Here is a 25985-nt window from a genome sequence, read left to right as displayed (position 1 = left end):
TGTGACATCATCCATGCTTGAAAAACCGAACGAGGTGGGTCCAGCTACAATACAGCTTGGTAAAAAAAGGCGTATAAATGTCAAAAAAAACATCCAACCATAGAAAACTTAATAAAGCTCAAGGTATTATTTACTCCTCAAATAAACCTCACACTGCAATAGCAAGGTATTTCAATGAATTAAGCGCCAAGGAGATTTATCTTAACTTTAGCACGATATATAATCACAGATTTTTTCACACTTTAATCTCATTTTACGCTGACAAAAATCAAGTGCTGGAAAGATTTGGGTCAGTACCTAGTACTGATACTTTAAAAAGCCTTTACTGGGGACTCGGTCTTTTCGAAAAACACAGCCAAATAATTAAAACATTTATACGCCAAGAAGGTGAATTGACGAAAGCTCTTTTAGAAAGTGATTTCGGCTCATGCATTCAAATATTGGACGAAATCGATAATGATTTAGGTATATCTACTTGGTCGATTTCAACTAGATGCTCAATATATACTTTAGCTGGAAATACAGATCAAAAAAGAGATTTTATAAAAGATATTGGTGATAAAAGTAATATAAACAGCTTTTTCTTCGCGATTGCCAACAACGTGAGCTTGAAATATGACGATAGCGAAGTCTTGGCATCAGATTTAAGTTCCCTTGAAACTCAGATCAAAAGGCATGTAAAGGGAGAACTTCTAGACTTTTTACTTTATAAATTATGTCTTAAAAATTTCGATTACCAATATAATTATGATAATATTCTAAATGTAGAGAAGAACATGTCCATCATTGATTTTTATATAGCATGTGTGGACTGTTTAGTTTTTTGCATTTTTGACGAGCAAGACAATGGAGATATCAAGTTTATTTTGAAGAGATTGGCCACTCTGTTTGAGTCGACTGAGATCAAATACCTAGCAAATCATTATGGCATAAAAACTGAGTGGAAATTTAGTAAGGACTACTATGAGTTATTAGATTTATATACTAAAGGTGCGTATGCTGATGTAATAGTAAGATTCAAAAATGATCCTTCATATGAATTCCAAATATTTGAGTTAGTGGCGAAATCTGCCGCAAGGTCCTCAGCTATTGAGACCTCAGGTTTAAAAAAACGCATTATAGATTCACTCGTGACGTTAACGATTAAATCTGAGAAATATGAGAGAAGCCTGGGTTTCTTGGTCAACCTATGTCATGGATTCAGCGCTCTAAGGTATTTCAGAGAATTGCACCTCTTCGTCGAAAATGAAAGCAAATTGTTGAGCCATGACCGAAGTGTTTTTCTCAATAAAATCCGAATTTTATTCTCTGGTATCTCATCTCCTAGAAAAATCGATATTATGGATTCTGACATTCTAGAGTCGTACACAAGTACTTTTAGGGAAATAATAGGCCAGTCAATCGCTTGGACTTTTTATAGTGATAAAAACGATTCAAATTTGCTTCAAAACATTACAGTGCCGATCGAAAGCAACAGATTAATCAAATATCTTAGCAAAACTCTTATACGAGACAATCAGCACATCGATGCCATACCTTTACTAAATGGTCTGATCGAGTGCGAAGACATTCTTATTAAACAGGAAGCCTCTAGACTCCTAGTAGATTGCTATTTGAAGACAGGGGACACTGAGGGAGCTTTGAATGAGTTCGCTATTAGATGTATAAAAAATCCATTCCTGATTACGAATTACGATACATCACTTATCTGCGAAAAGGCGATAGAGGCCGCAAAATTTAGCAGTTCATTGTATATCCCAATATCTCTTTCTCTTCATTCTAATTATGTAAATGATAAATATTTATCAGCTCTCAGGTACGCATTCGAGAACTATTTGTTAAAAAACAAAATAGATTTTCCACTTAACGGATTGAAATGTTATGAAAAGTATCCAGAGTTTGTTGCTGATTATTTTTTAACAAACGTTTGCGTACCAGACACAATGAAACTATATTTTGGTTTCGAAACTTCTAAAGATATTGACTACCATCGAATAAATATATGTAATTTTTTAATTGAAAAGAATTTGTTCAATAAACAGTCGTTAGTCCACGAAGTAAAAGAACTGACAAAAAAGTTGGTTATAAGTGATGCAATCAAGTGTGTTGAAAATAGTAAAATTTATTCCGATTCGACTATATTTTATAGCGAAGTTGGAAAGAAGAAATTAGAGAATCTGTTCAACAAAATTCAAGAATTAAGGCGACAGGATTTTAGTGACTATGATGATGAAGTTGAATTTAAAGGAATTTACAATAGTTTAAAACAACAAGGTATAATTGATCGGACATCTAGGTCAGTGTTGGTACTAACTGGACTGAACGAAAAAAACGCTTCGTTTCTAAATCTTCTTCAAAGAATGCGAGACGATTTTACTTTTGGAGATAAAGGACTAAATACATATTTGAGTACAAGAATTAGGCATGGCTACTTACCAACAATGATAAGGAAATCCGTAGTTAATCAAAATTTGCTTTCACAAATAGACCCGTATAAAAAAACTTACTGTTCAAACGAATACTGGCTAAATAAATTAAACGGCCTTGAAGATAAGGTGTCAAAGAAACTTGATTTAGCTTTTACTGAATTCAGCAAGTCATTTGAGAATAAAATTTCTGAAATAAATGATAACTGGTTGCAAATATATTTTTTAGATCAAAACTTATCAACATTAGGCGATAAAATAAGCAAAACCGAATCCTTATTTAACTACTCGATTTTTAATTTAGAGGCATATGTACTACAACAAAAAATACCACTCACAGCTTCATACTCCGAACTAATCAAGTATGTTGTAGACTGGCTATGGGAAAGGACAGATTCTAACCTATTAAAGGTCAGAGATAAATTGTCAATCGATGCTAAGAAAGCTTTCCTAGGTTACCTTGATAAACTCCAATACGAGGTTTATGAACTTTTACATGGCAAAACATTTTTCTCTGAATTAAATGATGCTATTGCACGAGCTCGTACTGACCTATCTAATAATATTGACCAACTTATAACATGGTTTACACGAAGTAATGAAAATACAGTGCCTCAGTACGACATCGAGATAGCAGTAGAAATTGCCAAAAGAACAGCTTGCATTGCACTTGAATTCGAAAAAGATAAAGATTACAAACTTCAAGGCTGGACACTAACCCATTTTGTTGATTTCTTATACATACTCATGGAAAATGCAATTTCCAAATCGAGAGTTTCCAAAGAAAATCTCGGTTTGAAAATTAGCTTGAGCACCGTTGATGGCACCGTTGTCCTTGAAATAGTAAACAATTGCAGCCTGGACGAAACTTTGGAAAACGCGAACTCGAGAGTTGAATATTACCGAGTGAATTACGGTAAAGACACTGTTGGCAGAGAAGGAATTCAATCTGAAGGAGGAACTGGTTTCTTTAAGATTTGGAATATCCTTTTTCGGGTCCTAAACATCACTCATCTTGTCGATTTTAAACACTGTAACGACGGTACTTTTGCGGTTAAATTTGTTTTTTATAATTTCAAGAAGGTACTTTTTTATGAAAATATTAATAGCTGAAGACTCAATAGACAAGCTGCATGCATTGATAGACTTTTTTGTTGAACGCTTCCAGCAGGAAATACAGCTAACTGAAAGAGTTTCTCTACGATCGGCTTTGAAGGAAATTATTCTCAACACAGACTTTGATCTTATTATTTTGGACATGAGCCTTCCTAACTTTGATGTCAATGCTGACGAACCAGGAGGTGGGACCCCTGAAAGTTTTGCTGGCAAAGAACTGATGGCTCAAATGAAGCTGAGAAATTTAAATATTCCAGTTATTGTTGTGACTCAATATAGTCAATTCGAAGGTGGACGCATAACTCTTGAACAGCTTATGTCGGAGTTTTCCTTGTTATATTCCGACTTTTACAAAGGCACTGTTTATTACAACTCAGCTACCGATCTCTGGAAAGCACAGTTGTATCATTTAATAAGCGGAGTGGGAAAATGAAAGTGTTGATATTGGATGACCAATATTCTAAGGTGGAAACTTTTTGTCGTGTCCTTAATAAATTGACGCCTTGTAAAATCGATCACGTCAGCAATTCTAAAGATGCACTGAAATATTTATATGATAATTCAGATGTAGATTTGTTGATAGTTGATCTCCAAATTCCAGAAGTACTTGGTGGAGATGTTTTGGTTGATGGTGGTGTTAAATTTCTTGAGTATATTGAATTAAACACATCATACCAATTACCTAAACATGTGGTAGGCGCTACAGCGTATGCTGAAAGTTACTGCGAATATAAAGAATACTTCGAAAATAGGGGGTGGCGCTTAGTTCAAGGAACTGAAAGTGAGACTTTTTTTGAATCCTTGTTTTCGACAATAATAAATTATACCAGAAAAGAGTTTCAAAAATTTGATATTGCTATTATTACAGCTTTGAGAAAAACTGAATTTGAGGCAATTTTGTCACTTTTGCACGATTTGAGTAAAGTACAATTTAAAAATGATAGCAATATATACTACATAGGTTCCATTACGATTTCCAGCGGAGAAATTAAGTCAGTCATAGCAACATCCTGTCCTAGAATGGGTATTGCCGCTGCAACTGCGCTTTCAACTCGGATACTCTTGAGGCACAATCCAGAGTATATTATAATGACCGGTATTGCTGCTGGGATAAAGGGCAAGGTTAAATTGGGCGACATTTTAGTTGCAGAACCATCTTGGGAGTGGGGAAGTGGGAAGCTTACTGTGAGAGAAGGAAAACCGACATTTTTGTCCTCGCCACATCAGCTGCATATACATTCTAACCTGAGTCCAATTTTATCTGATTTGTCTGCCCAACGTACTTATCTTGATGAAATCCAACATTCTGCAAAAGAACTGGGACTAGAATGCTCAAATCAGCTAAACATGCACGTAGGCCCTGTAGCTTCAGGAGCTGTTGTCTTAGAGGAACCCGAGACAGTTGAACTCATCAAGGCTCAAAACAGAGATACAATTGGTATCGATATGGAAGCTTATGGGGTCATGGCCTCTGCAAATTATGCTTATTCGAATCCCACAAATTCAATAGTTATTAAATCCGTATGCGACTTTGCAAATATTGATAAAAATGATGATTTACAGCCTTATGCAGCTTTTACTAGCGCCGCTTTTGCCATAAAACTCATACAAAATCATCTATTTAACTAAGTTGTTAATACTAAGTAGTCGTCACAGAAAAGTGTAACAGCGGAACCTATTTCATCATTACTGTATGATAAAATTGCCGAAAATTTACCGCGAGTTATGAAGCTAAAAACCGGCTCCTCAAGCTAGGGCGATATCTTCTGCTCTCTGCTGGATGAGATCCTCTAATAATACAGGGGCTGGGGGGAGGGAGGAGCCCTGATCAATTAAACCTTGGTGCATGTTGAGATGTGGAGGCTGAGGCGTTAATAAATATAATGGGCTGTCCGTCTGTTGGCGGGCGGAAGTGTGTCCCAAAGTGTGTACCAAAATCAGGAAAAGTTGATGAATATGGCAAAGATGGAAAGGCTTGCACAGGAGCTAAATCTTTGATATACCTGTAAGTAGCTAATCGGGCTACATAACACAAGCACAACAAAAACGGCTCATAACCCGAAGGTCACAGGTTCAAATCCTGTCCCCGCAACCAAAATATAACGGCCACTTAGACTTGAAAAGCTAAGTGGCCTTTTTGTTGTTCGCCCACCCCTATCAGCGTTCAGCTCAAGTAGAGACTGGTCCTGCAAATCATCGCTAAATTCAAGAACACCCTGGTCATGGCTGGAACATCAGGCGGGTTGTAACTTGCTACTTCCGTGGCCATCCTTTGAAGCCGACGATTACCGCCAGGGAGAGGCAGAAAACAACGCTCAACCCTGCCGACACGAAAGAAGCGACGAACGCGGCAAGGTACATGAACGGCCCGAAGCTGAACTGCCTGGTGATCTGCTCAATGTGCTCAGGATCCACGCTTCGTCCCCCCCCGAGCAACCTCCCATTTTTTGAGGCGTAGTGCCACAACAACTTGAATGCCACTGCTATTGCGAAGAAGGTGCCGGAAAAGATCGCACCGGCAATCTTCGCTTCAGGGTGAAGCAGGTATTCTGCCACCAAGGCGGTCGGAAACGGCAGGAAGGTAACCAGCATCAGCACCAAACCGTTCAAGTACAGGAACGTGTGATCGCTTCTCTGGACGAAGGTGAAAATCCTGTGATGGTTCACCCACTTGGCAAGGACCGTGACAAAGCTCGTCACGAAGGCAAGGTAATGGGGCCACAGCGCCAGCAAGGCAGAACTCAGGCTCTGGTCGACACCGAGTTCGGAAGCCGTTGGCACTTTGATAGTCAGGACCAGCAGTGTTATGGCGATGGCGAAAACCCCGTCGCTGAACGCCTCAATGCGTCCTGTTTCCTTTCTTGTAAAGCTTTCGGCCATGGGCTCTCTGCTGCCAGCAAGGCGTTGCCACCGGGGCAATCGCTCAGGGCTTGCTAGTCAGGCGCGAAAGGAGGTCACTCACGAATTCTTCACGTTCCAAAAGCCCTAAGTGCCACGCCCGGTTGTCGGTGCCTACTCTCTCAGTCTTCAAGTTGGAGAGGGATGACTCGAGTATTTCGATCAGAATGCCCGTCTCTTTTTCAGTCAGCTCAAGCCTGGTCATATCACTAGCCTCCCTTTTTGCATCTAAGCCGCTTCTCTAGCTTTCAGGTTCACTTACAGGAGGAATCGGTAGGGTGCCCAATTCCTGGCTTTCCTTATCTGAGACACAACCCACTGTCAGTATAACTGCCATGAAACGTGTTACAATGGTAAAACGGAACAGGAGCGGTAAGCGGATAGAGAACGGGTTAAATCCGACTGCACGGCCGATAGCCGACATGGATGATCCGTTTCCTCCTCCCCTCCAATGGTTCCTTTTCCCTGAGTGCTTCCTTTCCCCTCCGCAGCCCAGGCCCGCGCTTTCGACAACAAGGATGCGGGCAATCCATCTTGATCGGAGTGAGCCGATGAATGCAGCAGCCACTTGCCCCGGTCGCTGATCCGCAGTCCGTGCCGGTTTCGAGTGGGAATTCGCCCTATGTTGCACAAAAAGTACACCATTCTCGTGGCAGATGACGACCCAAATGATCGGATGCTGATGGAACGAGCTTTTAAGGCCAGCCTTGTACAGGCAGAGCTTCGATTAGTGACATGCGGAGATGAAGCCATTGCATACCTTAAAGGAGAAGGAGTGTTCGCTGACCGTTCAATTTATCAGTACCCTTCATTTCTTCTCACTGACTTGAAAATGTTTCCCGGTGACGGGTTTTCGATTCTTACCTTCCTGCAAAGTACGCCGGACTCCGCCATCATTCCCACCATCGTACTTTCATCGTCAAATGACTCAGACGACATAAAAAGGGCTTATTTACTTGGAGCCAGCGCCTATATCGTCAAACCACAGGACCCCAGTCAATTGATTGAACTTCTAAAGGCCATTGCCGCTTTCTGGCTGATTTGTGAAGTGCCTGAGGTGGATGAGGTCGGCCGGCGAGTGGTGACAAAAAGCCAAGGGAAATTGGGTGACAGGTTCACTTAACGATAGCAATGTCGCGCGGTGATCGTGGAGGCTCGCCATGGCTGGTCTGCAGCGGCATCTATTACGCCAAGGGAAGACGGGGCAAAAGAAAAGGGCGCTACCGTAGGTAACGCCCTGCAAGTCGCTGCCATACTGTACGTTTAGGCATTGTTGTTCAAGCGACGCTTGCCACAGATCGCAATACCGGCCATGCCGATGCCAAGCAGCAGTACGGTGCCCGGTTCGGGGACCGGAGATGCCCCGTTGTTGTAGTCCAGGCACAATATAGATTCGTCTACATAGAGGAGACAGTTGAATAACCCTCTTTCATCGTATGCCAGAGATATATCAAGGGACTGTCCGGTTGACCACGGGGCAGTTATGGCCGAGGCGATATCAAAACTGCGTGATTCAAGAGGGTTCCAGATCAAAAACCACCCCGTGTCGTTCTTGAGATTCCCTACGAAAGTGTTTTCAACGCTTACCATGTCGTTATTACCGTCGACAAAATTAGAATAGATTTTCAACGTGGCACTGTTGATGGTGTCATATGGCATTTCGAAGTCCGACGGCATCGCCTGGGCCCATGTCAGGGTGCCGTTGCCGATCACCCACCTGTCCACATCAGTCGTGCTCGTAAAGGAAGTAGCACCTGCGGTTCCGACGGCACATACCATTGACAGTCCCACAACCAGCACAGCCAAAATTGTCTTATTCATGCTGTTCCTCCTCTCAACGAAGTTGTACGCTCACACGTGAATTCACTATAGCAATCGAGGTGCCACATCTAAGTATCTGATAAATATATAAATTTTGTGCGAGTTGATTGCTGTGTTTAATATTCCGACAGCGCCAGCCGGACGGCATACCTAAAACGCTTTGCGGTGATGCGGTGCCAGAAATGCATCTTGCCCGGAGGGCTCTGCCGGGAATTGATGAGGGCCAGGGGGGAACCTCGATAAATAGGAGCCTATAACCACGATTTCCAAGTGATTTCAAAGGTATCATGTTGGCACATCCAGGCGGGGCACGCGAGCCGGTGACCAGCGAGCGTGGAGTTGAGAGAAGAGCTACAGGTCAAGGATGCGGCAAATGCTATGTGTAAAGCCGATCCTTTACACTCTGACGAACCGTTACACTTTGGGTTCTTCTGTACGCAATGTGGTCATATGTCTATGGTCTGCGAGGCAGAATCAAAGCAACGACTTGCACCCTCTAACCACATAGTGCAGCTTTGCATCGGCTCTGATGAGGCAGCTCCCGCCGAGAGGGGAGGTCATCCTGGAATCCGGGGGGGAGTGTCAGATGCCAGGTAAACGCGGCGCCGTTCGCACCCCGGGCGGAAAAGTGAGGGCGGGCTCGTGCGAACCGAAGGTGAGGTCGGTAGAAGGCTGGCAAGTAATGCCGCCGTATGTTATCGGTGCCTTCGCTCTCCGAACTCTGAAACCGGACGGGAGACGATGTCTCTCAAGGCCTCTGCCTGTCCCCGCACTCAGAAAGCGGCCTCTCCGCGTGGTCAACAGTACCCAACATTTTGGGGCGTCTAATATTTCTTTTATTGCGCCACGGCGTGAGCTATATTCTCCCTATCCCAGCCTTTGATGTTGATAGTACTACCGCTCATGGTGGTGCTATAACAGCAACTTCTCATGCTGAGTTCATCCTGCTTCACTGTAGGCCCCGCTTCCTGCAGTAGCTATTGCCCGTACGACCTTGCCGTGTTGGCGACAGGTCTTGCTGAGACTGATTTTGACCAATGCCATGAGCAATCGACGAAGAACTGACACATCACCTGGCACGGCAGCCTCACCGTTACTTGTGAGGCTGATCCGCGAGTTGGAAGTCTCGCGGCGCAACATGGGCGCGTACCCGCAGGGGCATCAGGTAGTAGATGTTTCTCTTACCAAAGCCCTGCAGAGCTACGCCGCCTTCATGGGCGAGCGGGATGAGGTGGTGTTCGGGGTGGCCGGCTCGGCGCTCGTTTTCGGGGGGAGAACCGTCGACAGGTCCAACCTGGTGATCAGGGAGTTCGCGCGAGTGCTGTACGAGCGCGGCATCGGGATGCTTGTTCTCAACCGCGGCCTCACCAAGGAGGAACTGCGGCGTTTTATCATCATCCTTGGTAGCAAGCGCGAAAAGATCTATGGCGCCGGCGGGATTCGGGCCGTGTGGGAAAAGGCCGGCATCACCTCCCTTGCCATCAGGGAGGTACGCTACGATCTCTTCAGTGCGTCCGAAGAGCCGCTCCTTCAGCCAGGGGAGGCGGGGAACGGTTCCGGTGACCTCTGGGAGCGCTTCCTTGTCGCGTTGAAGAACGGGCATACGGCGGGAGGGGCGCTCGACGAGGATCTGCTGGACCCGGAACTCGTGGCCGAAGCACTCAACCGCCAAGCCGGACAGGATGCTTCTTTTGATGCGGCAAATTTCACATCCGTACTGCTTGAGGCTTTCGCACGGGACGAAGCGGCGGCCCCCCAGGCCAGGGAACTGACCAACCGCAGGTTCGCCGGTTTCGTGGGCAAGCTCAATCCCGCCATGCGTCAGCAGTTCCTTAACGCAGCCTGTGTGTCCAAGGCGATTGCCGCACCCGATCTGGAATGGATCGTCCGGCAATTACCCGCCGAGGCGGTGCTCGAGACCCTTGAGGAAATCGGCGCCAACCAGGAGAGCATCCCCCCCCTGGTTCTGCAGTTGCTGCGGCAGTTCAGCCGCATAGCTTCCCCCTCCGCAGCGCCGGTCACCCCCGAGGGTGGGCTGCCGGGCAGGATACGGACCATCCTCAGGGAGCATGCAAGCGAAGAGTATATTCCCGAGAGTTATCTCCAAAAGCTGCATAAGATGATGGAGCCGGACCAGGTCCCCCTGGTGGGAAGTGAAGGGGTGCGGGATCTTCTGGAAACCTTGGATCAAGCCTCCATGGAAAAGGCCACCTGCGAGATCCTGCTTCTGTTCCTGAAATCGGGCGAGGGAGAGGGAGGGGAACTGGGGGGGTACGCCCGCAACCTCTACGATATCGGGATCTTTTTCCTGCGCACCGGCGATTATCTGGAATTCCTCAAGATTCTGCGGGAAGTGGTTGGCGGGGGAGTGCCCACCGGGGTGCGCGAGGACGTAATGGCGCTCTTCGCCTGCGAGGAATTCATCAACGAGGTGCTGGACGGCCTCGAGACGTGGGGAAAACCGAGGTTCGATGAAATCACCGAGGTGATCGCGACGGTGGGCGCCCCCTTCACCGAGGAGCTGCTGGAGCGGCTGGCCGAAAGCGACAGCATGTCGCTGCGACGCTTCATGATGGACCGGCTGGTCGAAATAGGCCCCCCGGCCGCCCCGGCCATAATGAAGCGGCTCTCTGATCGTCGCTGGTACTTCCTGCGCAACCTGATCGCCCTTATCCGGCGCCTGGAGCTGTCCGACGCCGAGGAGAAGCTGCGCATGCTGGCGCGCCATCGCGACCGGAGGGTCGCGCAGGAGGCCTTCCGGGCGTTGCTGGAATTCGGTGACTTCGCGGCGGAGCTGAGCCTGGTGCAGGACCTGGAGAGTCCGAACCGGCAGACTCAATTAGCAGCTCTCGAGGTCGCCGGAATGGCGGGATCGGCCAACGTCCTTGGGGCCTTGCACGCCATGCTGGCCAGGCCGGGTCTTTCCGCCAAGGATCTCCAGGTGAAGAACCTGGTCGTGCAGGCGCTGGGCGAGATCGGGAATCCCGCGTCGCTCCCCTTGCTGGAGAAGCTGCTGACCTCCGTGAGCCTCCTGCGCCCGAACCAGCTCGCCAAGCTGAAGCTGGAAGCGGTCAGTTCCCTGCGGCGCTACCCTGCGGAAATGTCGCGGCCACTTCTGAAAAAGCTCGCCGCGAAAAAGGGGGCGCTGGGGCGGCAGGCCGCGCTGCTGCTGCGGGGCGCACCGGGGATAACCTCATGAACGGCGCGAATCACAGCTCCGGCAACATCATCCGCCTCCTTCAGTCGGCGAGCGCCAACGCGGCGCTGTATGAAAGCGGGCACCTCCAGGTCGTCCGGCTGGGAAACCAGCTCTTCGAGGAGCTGAGCGCCCTGCTCGAAGCCTGCGGTGAGCTGTCCCTGATCGTGGTGGAGAACGAGCTCATCATCGACGGCAGACCACAGGAGTACAGCCTGTTCATAAACCGCTTCACCGCCCTGCTCAAGGCGCGGGGGGTAGAGTACCTCAAGTTCCAGAAGGGGATCACCCGGCAGGAGGTCGCAAGCCTCGTCGAATTCCTGAGCGGCGCCGCCGGGGAGCCAGGCGAGATCGCATCGACCGGGCACCTGCGCTTTGGCTACCTCACGGTGGCCGCGGGTGGACCTCCTTCCGACAGTAAAGGAGGAGAGCGGTGCGCCGCCGAGGTCCTCAAGGAACTCAGCCTGAAGGAGCTGGACCGGTTCACCGAGATCTACCGGGCGGTGCAGCGGCGCCAGAAGCTCAAGGTCTCGGGGATCGCCGATGTCGTCTCCGGGTTTGTCGATCTGTTCCGCCAGGAAGGGGCTCCCCTGCTCATACTTGCGGCCCTGAGGGACAGCGACGAGTACACCTTCACCCATTCCGCCAATGTCTGCATCCTCAACCTGGCGCAGGCGATGGCGCTCGGTATCGAGGGGCAGCAGCTGAAGGATATCGGCGTGGCCGCCATGCTGCACGACATCGGAAAGTTGTTCGTCCCTGAGGAGATCATCAACAAGAACGGGAAACTGACCGACGAGGAGTTCGACCTTATCAGGCAGCACCCGGTCAGGGGGGCGCGCTACCTGATGGATATCCCGGGTGTGCCGCGCATGGCCGCGATCTGCGCCTATGAGCACCATGCGAAATTCAACCTCGCCGGCTACCCGAAACTCCCCCCATCCTGGCGGCTCAACCTCTGCAGCCACCTGACCATGGTTTCCGATTTTTTCGATGCCACCCGGACCAGGAGGTCCTACCGTGAGCCGTTGGAGCTTGACCAGATCACGACCATGATGCTCGATATGTCCGGCACCGAGTTGCACCCGGTGCTGACGCGGAATTTCTTCCAGATGCTTTCGGATCTGAAAACGCCCAGCTGATCCCGCTTCCGCACCCCTTACCGCCAACCTCTACCTGGTCTGAGTCACCGTCACGGGGGTGACTGCCAGCGTGGCGCGCAGCCAGCCGAACTTCGATTTCAGTTGATCGAATTCCGGTCCCGACGTTATAAACGCTGCTTTACCCTTGATGAGAAAACCCGCGCCCGGTCCATGCAGTCCCTGAACCTTGCTGCTTCCGACGGTGATGAGGAGTTCGGGGTTAAAGGCGACGTTGGCCTCGGTGCGCTGCATGTAGCCTGCGGGAATCAGCAGACGGCCGTCGTCCGATATGCGGATGTAGCTGTTCCAGGTGTTGACCAGGTGCGGGCCGTCCTGGCCCAGGGTGGCGATGGCGACGACGCCATCCTGTTTCAGAATCTCAAGCAGCTTTTCGGGTATCATCTTTGCTACCTCCTGTTATTGATGTTGCTCAACCAAAGGGTGTGACTGGAACAGTTATGTTTATCATCGATCAGAACGACAACGTCCCTCTCTACAGGCAGCTCTACCACCAGATCCGGGAGCAGGTGCTGTCAGGGAGGCTGCCCGCGCATGCCAAGCTCCCTTCAGTCAGGGACCTGGCCACCGAGCTCTCCATCAGTCGCAACACGGTGGAGGGTGCCTATCAGGAACTCTTCGCCGAAGGCTACATCTACAGCAGACAACGAATCGGGTATTTCGTGTCGGCGCTGGATCAACTGGTTGCGCCCGCGACTCGGGGGCGTGCGCCGGTTGGGGAGGAGCGCCCCCCGAGGCCCGAGAAACCGGCCCGGTTCGACTTCCATCCCGCACGCCTCGACCCCGCCGGCTTTCCCCTGGCGCAGTGGCGCGGCTGTCTCCTGGAGTCGCTGCGCGAGGGGGCGGGAGAGTTTTCCCACTACGGAGACTTCCAGGGGGACTGGGAGCTGCGCTGCAACCTGCAAAAGTACCTGGAGCGCTCGCGTGGGGTCGTCTGCGGCCCCGAACGGATTTTCGTCTGTGCCGGTCTGCAGCACAGCCTGGACCTGGTGGCCCACCTGCTCAAGGACGCCCACTCGACGGTGGCCGTGGAAAATCCGGGATACCACCTGCCGCGAGCGGTCTTTCAAAACAGCGGGTTCCGGATCGCCCCGGTAGATGTCGGACCCGGGGGGATGGATCTGGAGGCGCTGAAGGCCAGCGGGGGGACCATCGCCTATGTCACCCCGTCCCACCAGCTCCCCATGGGGTGCGTGATGCCGATAGCCAACCGCCTGAACCTGATCGACTGGGCCGGGTCGGGGGGGAAGCTGATCATCGAGGACGATTACGACAGCGAGCTTCGCTACCACGGCAAGCCTATCCCCTCCCTTCAGGGGCTGCGTCCGGAGGGGGAGATCATCTACCTCGGGACCTTCTCCAAGGTGCTCTCGCCCGCGCTGCGCCTTTCCTACATGGTGCTGCCCCCCTCGCTGCTCGATGGCTTCAGCGCCAGGTACCGTGATTATTTTCCAACGGTCCCGTCCGTCGAACAGAAAACGATGGCTAAGTTCATGGCACAGGGGTACTGGGAACGCCACATCCGGCGCATGCGCATCGTTTACCAGAAGAAGCATGATGCCATGCTCAAAGCCATCGACCGGTATTTCGGCGCCATGGGCACCGTGCTCGGCGCAGGCGCTGGTCTGCACATGGTCCTGCAGTTGCGTGCATGCGCTTCAGCAGAGAGTGCCATTATCAGCAAAGCAGCGGCCAACGGGATCTACCTCTTCCCGTTCAGCGCGACCTGCGCCGGTAGCGCGCCCGCCATGACCCGCCTCATGCTCGGCTTCGGCGGCATGACCGCCACCGATATCGAGGTGGGTATCAGACTCCTCGCCGACACCTGCCTCAAGGTAGATGAAAATTGCCCCTAGTAACAGGGGCAGAAATGAATATTTTTGTGGGGTCAGCCGGTCCGTTGGCTTCGGTTTTAGATAGGTGCTGGCACAGGGGTGTGCCGGTGCAGGGGGGCTGCGGGAAGGGGAGGCAGACAAAAAAGGCACCCGGTGCATCCGGGTGCCTTTTTGCGTTGCTGCCGTGAAGAAGTGTTACGGAAGCTCGGTCTCTCCCATGAGGAAACGGTCGCATTCGCGCGCGGCGCCGCGCCCCTCGTTGAAAGCCCAGACCACGAGGCTCTGGCCGCGACGGCAGTCGCCAGCGGCGAAGACACCCGGGATGCTGGTGGCGTAGCGGTTGAACTCGGCCTTGATGTTGCTGCGGCCGTCGCGCTCAAGCCCGAGCGCCTCGGGAAGCTCCTGCTCGGGGCCGAGAAAGCCCATGGCGAGGAGCACGAGGCCCGCGGGGCGGACCTGCTCGGTCCCCGGCACCGGGACCGGGATGAACTGCCCCTTCTCGTTCTGCTTCCATTCCACCTGGACCGTGTGCACGGCCTTCACGTTCCCCTCGGCATCCCCTTCGAACCTGGTCGCTGTGGTGACGAAGACGCGCGGGTCTGCTCCGAACTTGGCCGCGGCTTCCTCCTGGCCGTAGTCGACCTTGTGCAGCTTGGGCCACTCGGGCCACGGGTTGTCGGCGGCGCGGGTGTCGGGGAAGCGGGGCATGATCTCGAGCTGGGTCACCGAATTGCAGCCGTGGCGCAGCGAGGTGCCGACGCAGTCGGTGCCGGTGTCGCCGCCGCCGATGATGATGACGTCCTTCCCTGCCGCGGAGATGAACTCGGCCCCTTCGTTCAGGACGGCCTTGGTGTTGGCGGTCAGGAAATCCATGGCGAAGTGGATCCCCTTCAGCTGCCGCCCGTCGATGGGGAGGTCGCGGGGGAGGGTGGCACCGGTCGCGAGGACCACGGCGTCGAACTCGCCTTTGAGCTTCTCGACCGGGTATTCGGCGCCGCCGATGGCGGTGTTGCAGACGAAGTTGATCCCTTCCTGCTCCATGAGCTTCACGCGGCGCAGCACCACTTCACGCTTGTCGAGTTTCATGTTGGGGATGCCGTACATCAAAAGCCCGCCGGGGAGGTCGGCCCGCTCGAACACGGTGACCTGGTGCCCGGCCTTGTTGAGCTGGGCGGCGGCGGAGAGGCCGGCCGGGCCGGAGCCGACCACGGCGACCTTCTTGCCGGTCCTTACCTGCGGCGGGTTGGGGGCGATCCACCCCTCAGCCCAGGCGCGGTCGATGATGCTCACCTCGATGTTCTTGATGGTGACCGCCGGATCGATCGACCCCAGGGTGCAGGATCCCTCGCACGGCGCGGGACAGACCCGGCCGGTGAACTCGGGGAAGTTATTGGTCCTGAGCAGCCGGGCCAGGGCCTGCTTCCACAGGCCGCGGTACACCAGGTCGTTCCACTCGGGGATCAGGTTGTTGATGGGGCAGCCGCAGGCCATCCCGCTCACCAGCATGCCGGTGTGGCAGAACGGGATGCCGCAGTCCATGCAGCGGGCACCCTGGGTGCGCAGATGATCTTCCGGCAGGTGCAGGTGGAACTCGTTCCAGTCCTTGAGCCTCTCAAGCGGCTCGCGGTCGGCCGGGAGCTCGCGTTTATATTCCATGAATCCGGTAGGTTTTCCCATAGCTCTATCCTTAAAATCAGGTTGAGGTTGAGGTCGTCAACCTGTCTTTAGTGTGCGGCCTGGCGCGCGTTCTCTTCGAAGGCAGCGGCCAGTGCGTCGTCGCCGGTCAGGCCGGCGGCCTTGGCGCGCTCCAGAGCCTGGAGCACCCGCTTGTAGTCCATCGGCATCACCTTGACGAACTTGTGGGCGTGGGTCTTCCAGTCGTGCAGGATGCGCGTGGCGCGGGCGCTACCGGTCCTTTTGGCATGCTGCGCGATCATTTCCTGGAGGGTCTCCAGGTCCTTCTCGTCCAGCAGTTCCAGCGCCACCATTTCGGTGTTGCAGCGGTCCTTGAAGTCCCCCGCGCTGTCCAGGACGTAGGCGACGCCGCCGCTCATGCCGGCGGCGAAGTTCCTCCCGGTCTCGCCGAGGACCACGACGGTGCCGCCGGTCATGTACTCGCAGCCGTGATCGCCGACACCTTCAACGACGGCGTTGACGCCGGAGTTGCGCACGCCGAAGCGTTCCCCGGCCATGCCGCTGATGTAGGCGGTGCCGCTGGTGGCGCCGTAGAGGGCGACGTTGCCGGCTATGATGTTCTCCTCCGCCTTGAACGGGGAGCCGTCCGGCGGGTAGACCACGATGGTGCCGCCGCTTAAGCCCTTGCCGAGGTAGTCGTTGACGTCGCCGGTCAATTCCAGCGTCATCCCCTTCGGCACGAAGGCGCCGAAGCTCTGCCCCGCGGAGCCGCGGAACTTGAGCCTGATGGTGTCGTCGGGAAGGCCATCGGAGCCGTAGGCCCGGGTGACCTCGTTGCCGACGATGGTGCCGACCACGCGGTCGATGTTGGTGATGGGGAGTTCCGCGCTCACCTTCTCGCCCTTCTCGATGGCGGGCTTGCAGATCTCCAGGAGCCTCGTCATGTCGAGCGACTTCTCCAGCCCGTGGTCCTGGGACTCGGTGCAGAAGCGGCTACCCTTGATGCCGGTCTGCGGCTGGTACAGGACGTTGGAGAAGTCGAGCCCCTGCGCCTTCCAGTGGGCGACGGCGCGCTTGGGCTCCAGGCGGTTGGCGCGACCGACCATCTCGTTGAAGGTGCGGAAACCGAGCTCGGCCATGATCTCGCGGACTTCCTGCGCGATGAAGCGCATGTAGTTGACCACGTATTCCGGCTTGCCGGAGAAGTTCTTCCTCAGTTCCGGGTCCTGCGTCGCGACGCCGGCCGGGCAGGTGTTGCTGTGGCAGACGCGCATCATGACGCAGCCCAGGGTCACGAGCGGGGCGGTGGCGAAGCCGAACTCCTCGGCGCCCAGCAGGGCGGCGATGGCGACGTCGCGGCCGGTTTTCAGCTGGCCGTCCACTTCGACGATGATCCTGCTCCTCAGGTTATTGAGCATCAGGGTCTGGTGGGTCTCGGCGAGACCGAGTTCCCAGGGAAGACCCGCGTGCTTGATCGAGGAGAGCGGGGAGGCGCCGGTGCCGCCGTCGTAGCCGGAGATGAGCACCACGTCGGCATGGGCCTTGGCCACGCCGGCCGCGATGGTGCCGACGCCGACCTCGGAAACCAGCTTGACGCTGATCCGGGCGCGGCGGTTGGCGTTCTTCAGGTCGTGGATCAGTTCCGCCAGGTCCTCGATGGAGTAGATGTCGTGGTGCGGCGGCGGCGACACGAGGCCGACGCCCGGGGTGGTGTGGCGGGTCTTGGCGACCCACGGGTACACCTTGTGCCCCGGCAGCTCGCCGCCTTCGCCAGGCTTCGCGCCCTGCGCCATCTTGATCTGCAGCTCGCTGGCGTTGGTCAGGTAGTTACTGGTGACGCCGAAACGCCCGGAGGCAACCTGCTTGATGGCACTGTTCTTGGAGTCGCCCAGCTCGTTGGTCCAGGTGAAGCGCGCCGGGTCCTCGCCACCCTCGCCGGTGTTGGAGCGGCCGCCGATGCGGTTCATGGCGATGGCCAGCGCCTCGTGTGCCTCCTGGCTGATGGAGCCGTAGGACATGGCGCCGGTCTTGAAACGCTTCATGATGTCTTCGACCGACTCGACCTCTTCGATCGGCACCGGGATGCGGATGTCGGTGTTGAAGTCCAGAAGGCCGCGCAGGGTGTAGAGGCGCTCGTTCTGCTCGTCGATCAGCTTGGAGAAGACCTTGAACTCCTTGTAGTCGTTGGTCCTCGTCGCCTTCTGCAGGGACTGGATGGTGAGCGGGTTGAACAGGTGCTCCTCACCCTCCTTGCGCCACTGGTACTGGCCGCCCGGATCGAGGGTCGGATCAGCCGGCACGCGGTGCGGGTACGCCTTCTTGTGGCGCTGCAAAAGCTCCGAAGCGATGCCGTTCAGGTCGATGCCGCCGATACGGGACGGGGTCCAGGTGAAGTACTTCTCGATCACGGACTGGTGCAGGCCGACCGCCTCGCAGATCTGGGCGCCGCGGTAGCTCTGGATGGTGGAGATACCCATCTTGGCCATGGTCTTGACGATACCCTTGATGGAGGCCTTGACGAAGTTCTTGACCCCCTTCTTGTAGTCGAGGCCGGGGAGCATCCCTTCTTTGATCATGTCCTCGATGGACTCGAAGGCGAGGTACGGGTTGATGGCGGTAACGCCGTAGCCCAGGAGCACAGCGAAGTGGTGCACCTCGCGCGGCTCGCCCGACTCGAGAATCAGGGAGGCGTGGGTCCTGGTCGCGGTGCGGATCAGGTGGTGGTGCAGGCCTGCCACGGCGAGCAGCGCCGGCAGGGCCGCGTACTCCTCGTTGACGCCGCGGTCGGAGAGAATGAGGACGGTGGTCCCCATCTCGATGTGACGGATGGCGCTGCTGAAGAGGCTCTCCAGCGCCTTCTCCATCCCATCGGCGCCGTCGGACGCCTTGAAGAGCAGCGACAGGGTCGCGGTCTTGAAGCCGGGGCGGTCGAGTTCGCGCAGCTTGCCGAGGTCCTCGTTGGTGAGGATGGGGTGCTCGAGGCGGATGACGCGTGCGCTGGTGGAGGAGGGCTTCAAGAGGTTGGACTCGGAGCCGATCCTGACCGCCGTCGCGGTGATGATCTCTTCGCGGATCGGGTCGATCGGCGGGTTGGTCACCTGTGCGAAGAGCTGCTTGAAGTAGCTGTACAGGAGCTGCGGCTTCTCGGAGAGGACCGCGAGCGGGGTGTCGGTGCCCATGGAGCCAAGCGGCTGGATGCCCGAGGTCGCCATCGGTCCGATGATGGTCTCCTGGTCCTCGAAGGTGTAGCCGAAGGCCTTCTGGCGCTGCACCAGCGGCGAATCCTCTTCCGCCTGGGACTTCGCCTTGGGGAGGTCGGCCAGCGGGAGGTGGTTCACCTTGACCCAGTCGGCGTACGGCTTGGCGGTGGCCAGCTCGTTCTTGATCTCCTCGTCGGAGATGATGCGCCCCTGCTCGGTGTCGACCAGGAACATCTTGCCCGGCTGGAGGCGGCCCTTCTTGATGACCTTCTCGGGCGGCACCTGCAGAACGCCGGCCTCGGACGCCATGATGACCAGGTCGTCGTCGGTCAGGTAGTAGCGGCAGGGGCGCAGGCCGTTACGGTCCAGCACCGCGCCGATGATGCGGCCGTCGGTGAAGGTGAGGGCGGCAGGGCCGTCCCACGGCTCCATCAGGCAGGAGTGGTATTCGTAGAAGGCGCGCTTTTCCTTCGACATGGTCTCGTGGTTTTCCCACGGCTCCGGCACCATCATCATCACCGCGTGCGGCAGCGAGCGGCCGGTCATGAGGAGAAGCTCCAGGCAGTTGTCGAACATCGCCGAGTCGGAGCCGTTGGTGTTGATCACCGGCAGGAGCTTCTTGATGTCGTCGCCGAACAGCTCGCTGTTGAACATGGACTGGCGCGCGTGCATCCAGTTCACGTTGCCGCGCAGGGTGTTGATCTCGCCGTTGTGCGCCAGGTAGTGATAGGGGTGCGCGCGGTCCCAGGAGGGGAAGGTGTTGGTGGAGAAGCGGGAATGTACCACTGCAATGGCGGAGGTGACGGCCTCGTCGCGCAGCTCCGGGTAGTACTGGTCCAGCTGGGCCGGCATCAGCATCCCCTTGTACACGATGGTGCGGGTCGAGATGCTGGCGACGTACCAGTAGGGATCGACCTCCTGGTCGCGGATCTCGTGGATCGCCCTTTGGTTCACCAGGTAGAGCTTGCGGTTGAAGGCATCCTCGTCCGCGCACGACGCGTCGCGCTTGAAGAAGATCTGGCGAACCAGCGGCTCACCTGCCTTCGCGGTGTCGCCAAGGGAGGAGTTGTCGGTCGGCACCTCGCGCCACCCCAGCACCTCCACGCCTTCCTCTGCGATGATGCGCTGGAAGACGTGCTTCGCCGCGCTGCGCTCGGTCGCTTCCGGGGAAGTAAAGAGCATGGCCACGCCGTACTCGCCGGGAGCGGGGAGCTCGAAGCCGGCCTCGGGGCAAACCTTGCGGAAGAAGGCGTCGGGGAGCTGGATCAGGATGCCGGCGCCGTCGCCGGTGTTGTGCTCGCTGCCGACAGCGCCACGGTGGTCCAGGTTCTCCAGGACGGTGATCGCCTGTTGGACGATCTCGTGGGATTTCTTCCCCTTGATGTTGGTGACGAAGCCGACGCCGCAGGCGTCGTGCTCGAACTGGGGATCGTACATCCCCTGCTTCTTGGGTAATCCGATTGTTTTCATGATGCAACCTTTTGCGAGGGTATTCTGGCGATCGATGAGCGATAAAAAGCAGTTACCATGCCAGTTCGTCGCGGCGGAAGGAATTTAAATGTTTACGGTCTAACTAATGAATTTACGAAGCGGCGGCTTGCCGCCTCTCGCCCGGGTGATACGGGAATTGTCATACGCCTGATTACAACAGTGACACAGTTGAGTACTCAGTCGGCGTCGCCGGCGGCACCGCGGTTTTCGGCAACCCCACACATTTCGTTCGCAGGCGCATAGCCCGTGAACGTCCGGCCGTGGACAAGAAGGAGTTCGCCGTCGCACTGAAACAGCTTACCCGCATCTGTATCAAATTTCGACCAGATTGACCGTCTCGCTCATGATTTATAATATTTAATGTATTGATAAACGCTCAAGAGTTCGCTAGTTGCACCGAATAGAGTCTGCAAGGGAGACGGCAACTGTCTGCAATGAGTGAGAAATTGCCCCCACTGAAACTTGTAGAGGACAGCCTATGAAATTTCTAATCGATCTCTACCTCCACCTCCGGATCCGCACCCGTATCATCCTGCTGTGTGTCAGTTACAGCTTCTGCATCGTCTTCGCGGTGGTGGCGGGGAGATCGTTTTCACTGGCACTCTCGGTGGTCTCGACCACGCTCTTCCTGGTCCTGGGAGTCTTCTTCAGCGCGCTGCTGTTCTGGTCGGTGAACGACGCCCTGCGGCGGATCATCGACATCCTGAAGACGATGATCGGGGGGGATCTGTCCCAGCCCGTCTCGGCCAAGCGCAACAACGAGATCAGCACCATTATCCGGTCCATCGACGCGCTCCAGACCACCATGCGCGACATCATCCGCCAGATACAGCAGAACTCCGAACAGGTGGCCCTGACCTCGCACCAGTTGCAGCAAAACGCCGAGCGGATTTCGGCCGGAACCGATGACGCCGCCGCGCAGACCAACGCCGTGGCCGTTGCCAGTGAACAGATGGCGGCCACCTCCGGCGACATCGCGCGCAACTGCATGAGCGCCGCAGACAACTCCAAGCGCGCCAGCCAGACGGCCGGCCTCGGGGCCGACGTGGTGCGCCAGACCACGCTGGGGATGGAGCGGATCGCGGGGAGGGTGCAGGGTGCTGCCAGGACCGTGGAGGAGCTGGGGGCGCGGTCGGATGAGATCGACCAGATCATCGGGACCATCCAGGATATCGCGGACCAGACCAACCTCCTCGCGCTCAACGCCGCCATCGAGGCGGCGCGTGCCGGCGAGCAGGGGAGGGGCTTCGCCGTGGTCGCAGACGAGGTGCGAGCTCTCGCCGAGCGGACCACCAGCGCCACCAGGGAGATCGGCGAGATGATCAAGGCGATCCAGGGAGGGACACGGGGGGCGATCGCGGCCATAGAGGAAGGGGTGGCCGAGGTGGGGAAGGGGGCCGAGTTCTCGGCGCGTTCCGGGCAGGCACTCGAGGAGATCCTGACCCAGGTGGGCGAGGTGAATGGCCAGATCGGTCAGATCACCGCGGCGGCGCAGCAGCAGACCTCCACCACCGACGAGATCACCCGCAGCATCCAGAAGATCACCGACGTGGTGCAGCAGACGGCGCGGGGGGTGAACGATACCGCGGCCGCGGCCACCACGCTGGCGCTGCAGTCCGAGGAACTGCAGCGGCTGGTCCGGCAGTTCAGGCTGTGACACCCTCCCCCGGCAACGATCTCGCCACCGTTTCCCGTAGGGCGGCCACGTCGTAGGGTTTTTGCAGGAACCCCTCGGGGACGATGTCGCCGAATTCCCTCGCCAGTTCCTGCTCATTATAACCGCTGGACATGATCACGGGGACGTCAGGCGCAAGCCGGCGCAACTCGCGCAGGCACTCCCTGCCGTCCATCCGGGGCATGACCAGGTCAAGGAGCACGAACGTTATCCCCTGTGTCTCCTTGAAGATCTTCAGCGCTTCCAGCCCGTCCCTGGCCTGCAGTACGGTGTATCCCAGGTGCCTCAGCATCAGGGTTCCGACGCTGCGCACGTTCTCCTCGTCGTCCACCAGCAGCACGGTCCCGCTGCCATGAGATTGCGCCGCTGCGGTTGAGCCGGTTTGAACTAGCGTCGTGGCAGGGGCTCCGGCCGGTAGGAAGACCTTGAAGATCGTCCCCTGGCCCGGCTTGCTGTCGATGCTGATGGCCCCCTTGTGGCCCTTCACGATCCCCTGTACCGCTGCCATCCCCAGTCCCCGTCCTGTGAACTTCGTGGTGAAAAACGGGTCGAAGAGCCTCGCCTGCGTCTCCGGGTCCATGCCGCAGCCGTTGTCGGATACCATCAGGTAGATGTAAGGGGCGTCGCTCAGTTCCGCCTCCTGCTGCCCCCCTTGCAGCCGTAGCTGTTTGCCTTCCGCGCAGCCGGTCGCAATGACGATGTGCCCGGTGGCGTCCCCTATCGCTTCGGAGGCATTTATCACCAGGTTCATGACGATTTGGCGCAGTTGCGTCGGGTCGGCGTCGGTGAGCGGCAGCGGCCGGTGCAGGTCGAGGGTCAGTGTGACCTTCTTGGAGATCGAGACCTCCAACAGGTGCACCAGCTCTTCGATGAGCCGGTTCAGGTCCACCGTCTGCACGACGAACTTCCCCTTGCCCGAGTAGGCGAGCATCTGCTTTGTCAGGTCCGCCGCCCGGGCGGCCGAATCCTGGATCCGGTGCAGGTTGTCGGCCACGGCCGATCCCTCGGGCGTGCGCATCAGCGCCAGATCCGCGTTCCCCACTATGGCCATGAGGATGTTGTTGAAGTCGTGGGCGATGCCGCCGGCCAGCACCCCGAGGCTTTCAAGTTTCTGGGCGTGCAGCAACTGCTGCTCGAGCTGGACCGCCTGCTTTCTTTGCGTGATGTCCCTGGTGATGCCGTGGTACCCCGTTACCGCCCGGTCTCCGTCGCGCTCCGGAGTGATCGATACCTCGGTCCAGATCAGGGACCCGTCCTTGCAACGCTGCTGGATCTCGAGGGAGGTGCAGGCCGCCTGGTCAACGCCGTGCGATTCCATCGCCGCGGTTATGGCGTCATGGCACGCCTCGGTGGTCTGCTCGAAGATGGTGTGACCAAGGACCTCTGCCGCCGGGAACCCGCGCAGCTTCTCGTCGGCGGGGCTTATGTAGGCGAAGCGGAACTCCCCGTCGAGTTTCCAGACCACGTCGGCCACGTCCTCGGTGAGCAGGCGGTAGTGGCTCTCGCTGGCGCGCAGTTGCGATTCCATCGCCTTTCGCTCCGTGATGTCTTGAAAGATCCAGATGGACCCGTCCGCCGGCACGCCCGGGTTGACCATCTGCCCTACGATGTTGCACCAGATCCGCGACCCGTCCTTGCGCCTCATCTGGACATCCGAGCTGTAGATTTCCCCCTCCTCGAGCGCCAGGTATCCCGATTCTCCCACCCGCTGGTACCACCCCGGGTCCGCGTACAGCATCGATGTGTCCCTGCCCAACGTCTCACCCGGTTTGAACCCCATGATCCTGTCGAAGGCGGGGTTGGTCATGTGGATCTTCCGGTCCATGATCAGGCAGGCGCCCAGGGGCATGGTGCTCAGGATGGTGCGCTGCTCGCTCGCAAGCCTCTCCACCTGACGGGTCCGTTCCTCGACCCGTTGTTCCAGGGAGTCGTTCAGTTGCTTGAGCTCCGCCAGGTACTGCTCGATGCTGCCGCTCATCTCCTTGAAGTTGGCGATCAGGTCGCTGGTTTCGGTGATGGCGCTCTCAGGCCAGGTGACGCTCCCGCCGGATGCCAGCTTCGACGGGACGTCGCTGGTGATCCTGCGCAGGTCTTCGAGGGTTGCCATGATGCGTCGGCTCAACAGTTCGGCGAGCGCGAGCGACAGGAGAAGTATGACGAATAGTATGGCGAGTTTTCCGGTGTAGCTGTCGTTGAGCCGCTTTTGGAACGGGGCCACCGGCTGCTCCAGGATCAGCTTCCATTCAGCGAGGTCGCCGATGGTAGCCTCGGCGACGTAGAAGGATTTCTTCCACCGTTCCGATACCGGGACGTTCCGGGCCGCGACCGGCACCCACTGGCTTATCCCCCCGTCGAGGCTACTGAAGGTTCCGTCACCCCTTTGCAGCGCGGTCATGACCTGCTGCCCGGGCCGGTTGCTCATGATGACCCTGCCGTTTTTGTCCAGCAGCGTGTAAAGCATGTCGCTGTTGGTTGAAACCTTGTCCAACTGTTCCTTGACCTGCTGCAGGCTCAGTACGCCGATAACGTAGCCGTCGTAACGGCCGTTCCTCACCACGGGGGCTACTGCGGAAACAGCCGGCGCGGGCGTCCCCACCCGTCCCATTACCACTTCCGTGAGCCTCGGCTTTAGCGTCTGTTTCATTTGGGGGATGAAAGGACGGTCGGCAAAATTCTTGCCGATGCAGTTCTGCCCCATGTCGTCCACCAAGGGCCAGAAGGCGGTGGTCGTCGCATCACGGTCGAGGAGTCCCATGCGCCTGAAATTCTGGTCGTTTTTGGTGGCCTGCTCAAGGAGAGGCTGTACCTGTTGGGGAGAGTGGGAGGCTGCCGTCACGGCAAGCTGCACGACCGGCTCCCTCCGGTTGTCGACCCAGGTCTCCAAGCGCTTCGCCTCCCTCCCTATATCTTGCAGCAGCCCCTGCCGGATCGTGCGATCCGTCTCGGTGAATTCGCTGCGGCAGCCGATGGCCAGCAGTATCAGGGACGGGGCCAGGACGAAGCAGGCCAGCAGCGTGGCGATGATCTCCGCGAACGAGATGCGAACCGACCTCGTGCTCAGGGCGAAACCGGTGAAAATGAGCCGGGCCACGATGGCGTTGGCGATGCCGTTGATCGCCTGCTTGGTCATGACGATGTAGGTGTTGCTCAAGGGGACCTGCATCACCACGTGGTAAAAAAGGAAGACCAGCGGCATGCCGAGGAGGGTCCAGTACAGCCCGTCCGCGACGATCAGGCCCAGACGGCGCCGCTGCATCAGGAACCCGACCAGCGCGGTCTCGGCTACGAGGATGATGGTGGCGTAGGGGTGGTTCCACAGGAAGTAGGTGTAGCTGCCGATGACCACTGCCGCGAGGACGCCGCGGCCCCAGCCCAGGGCCTGGAGGGCCAGCATCGCGAAGATGCTGCCGAAGAGAAAGTCTATGTTGAGGAATAGGGTGAACTTGAAGTAGTTGCCGGCAAGACCGGCGGCCATTAGGATTAACAGCAGAAGGGGGCGCTGTTGCTTGAGGAGTGGCGGCACTGGCAACGT

Annotated in this window: 15 protein-coding genes; 8 read left to right on the top strand and 7 right to left on the bottom strand. The window is 56.0% G+C overall.

Going from position 1 to position 25985, the window contains the following annotated elements:
• The first annotated feature begins 77 nt into the window (after positions 1–77).
• Genes KP001_RS08995 through KP001_RS08985 form a run of 3 tightly spaced genes read left to right on the top strand, consistent with a single transcriptional unit; the run spans position 78 to position 5171 of the window.
• Complete coding sequence (locus KP001_RS08995) at positions 78–3539, top strand: hypothetical protein (RefSeq protein ID WP_217289182.1); 3462 nt, start codon at positions 78–80, stop codon at positions 3537–3539.
• Positions 3520–3975 carry a DNA-binding transcriptional response regulator gene (locus tag KP001_RS08990; protein WP_217289181.1) on the top strand — a complete coding sequence of 152 codons (456 nt, stop codon included), beginning with the start codon at positions 3520–3522 and terminating at the stop codon, positions 3973–3975. Before KP001_RS08995 ends, KP001_RS08990 begins: the two co-directional genes overlap by 20 nt.
• A complete protein-coding gene (locus KP001_RS08985; RefSeq protein ID WP_217289180.1) occupies positions 3972–5171 on the top strand; it encodes a phosphorylase family protein in 1200 nt (399 codons plus the stop codon). The genes KP001_RS08990 and KP001_RS08985 overlap by 4 nt, the downstream gene beginning before the upstream one ends.
• 624 nt (positions 5172–5795) lie before the next feature.
• Here KP001_RS08985 and KP001_RS08980 read toward each other — a convergent pair.
• Together KP001_RS08980 and KP001_RS08975 are read right to left on the bottom strand one after the other, a co-directional pair.
• Positions 5796–6422 (bottom strand): TMEM175 family protein, encoded by a 627-nt coding sequence (locus KP001_RS08980; RefSeq protein WP_217289179.1) that lies wholly within the window; start codon positions 6420–6422, stop codon positions 5796–5798.
• 43 nt (positions 6423–6465) lie between these two features.
• Positions 6466–6645 carry a hypothetical protein gene (locus KP001_RS08975; protein ID WP_217289178.1) on the bottom strand — a complete coding sequence of 60 codons (180 nt, stop codon included), beginning with the start codon at positions 6643–6645 and terminating at the stop codon, positions 6466–6468.
• Between the two features lie 417 nt (positions 6646–7062).
• Here KP001_RS08975 and KP001_RS08970 point away from each other — a divergent pair, with 417 nt between their 5' ends.
• Positions 7063–7563, top strand: coding sequence for a response regulator (locus KP001_RS08970; RefSeq protein WP_217289177.1), 501 nt, complete (start codon positions 7063–7065; stop codon positions 7561–7563).
• A 140-nt stretch (positions 7564–7703) separates the two neighbouring features.
• On the opposite strand, the gene KP001_RS08965 is transcribed toward KP001_RS08970, so the two are convergent.
• Complete coding sequence (locus tag KP001_RS08965; RefSeq protein ID WP_217289176.1) at positions 7704–8261, bottom strand: PEP-CTERM sorting domain-containing protein; 558 nt, start codon at positions 8259–8261, stop codon at positions 7704–7706.
• A 1099-nt stretch (positions 8262–9360) separates the two neighbouring features.
• On the opposite strand from KP001_RS08965, the gene KP001_RS08960 reads away from it, so the two are divergent.
• Both KP001_RS08960 and KP001_RS08955 read left to right on the top strand, forming a co-directional pair.
• Positions 9361–11460, top strand: a complete 2100-nt coding sequence (locus KP001_RS08960) for a HEAT repeat domain-containing protein (RefSeq protein WP_217289175.1) — start codon at positions 9361–9363, stop codon at positions 11458–11460.
• Positions 11457–12599 carry an HD-GYP domain-containing protein gene (locus KP001_RS08955; protein WP_217289174.1) on the top strand — a complete coding sequence of 381 codons (1143 nt, stop codon included), beginning with the start codon at positions 11457–11459 and terminating at the stop codon, positions 12597–12599. The genes KP001_RS08960 and KP001_RS08955 overlap by 4 nt, the downstream gene beginning before the upstream one ends.
• Positions 12600–12629: 30 nt before the next feature.
• Here KP001_RS08955 and KP001_RS08950 read toward each other — a convergent pair whose 3' ends face one another.
• Positions 12630–13001, bottom strand: coding sequence for a pyridoxamine 5'-phosphate oxidase family protein (locus tag KP001_RS08950; RefSeq protein WP_217289173.1), 372 nt, complete (start codon positions 12999–13001; stop codon positions 12630–12632).
• A gap of 56 nt (positions 13002–13057) precedes the next feature.
• Here KP001_RS08950 and pdxR point away from each other — a divergent pair, with 56 nt between their 5' ends.
• Positions 13058–14473, top strand: a complete 1416-nt coding sequence (gene pdxR / locus KP001_RS08945) for a MocR-like pyridoxine biosynthesis transcription factor PdxR (protein WP_217289172.1) — start codon at positions 13058–13060, stop codon at positions 14471–14473.
• 174 nt (positions 14474–14647) lie between these two features.
• Here the strand turns inward: pdxR and KP001_RS08940 are convergent, their stop codons facing one another.
• Complete coding sequence (locus KP001_RS08940) at positions 14648–16129, bottom strand: glutamate synthase subunit beta (RefSeq protein ID WP_217289171.1); 1482 nt, start codon at positions 16127–16129, stop codon at positions 14648–14650.
• 47 nt (positions 16130–16176) lie between these two features.
• Positions 16177–20757 (bottom strand): glutamate synthase large subunit, encoded by a 4581-nt coding sequence (gene gltB / locus KP001_RS08935; protein ID WP_217289170.1) that lies wholly within the window; start codon positions 20755–20757, stop codon positions 16177–16179.
• 499 nt (positions 20758–21256) lie between these two features.
• On the opposite strand from gltB, the gene KP001_RS08930 reads away from it, so the two are divergent.
• Positions 21257–22435: a methyl-accepting chemotaxis protein gene (locus tag KP001_RS08930; RefSeq protein ID WP_217289169.1), complete on the top strand. Its 1179-nt coding sequence runs from the start codon at positions 21257–21259 to the stop codon at positions 22433–22435.
• Here KP001_RS08930 and KP001_RS08925 read toward each other — a convergent pair.
• Complete coding sequence (locus tag KP001_RS08925; protein ID WP_239027980.1) at positions 22425–25976, bottom strand: hybrid sensor histidine kinase/response regulator; 3552 nt, start codon at positions 25974–25976, stop codon at positions 22425–22427. The two genes, KP001_RS08930 and KP001_RS08925, sit on opposite strands and share 11 nt — an antisense overlap.
• Positions 25977–25985 lie beyond the last annotated feature (9 nt).

This window comes from Geomonas subterranea (genome assembly GCF_019063845.1).
In the GTDB taxonomy this organism is placed as follows: Bacteria; Desulfobacterota; Desulfuromonadia; order Geobacterales; family Geobacteraceae; genus Geomonas; species Geomonas subterranea.
The sequence above is the reverse complement of the archived record's forward strand: the minus strand, read 5'-3'. Positions and strand labels throughout refer to the sequence as shown.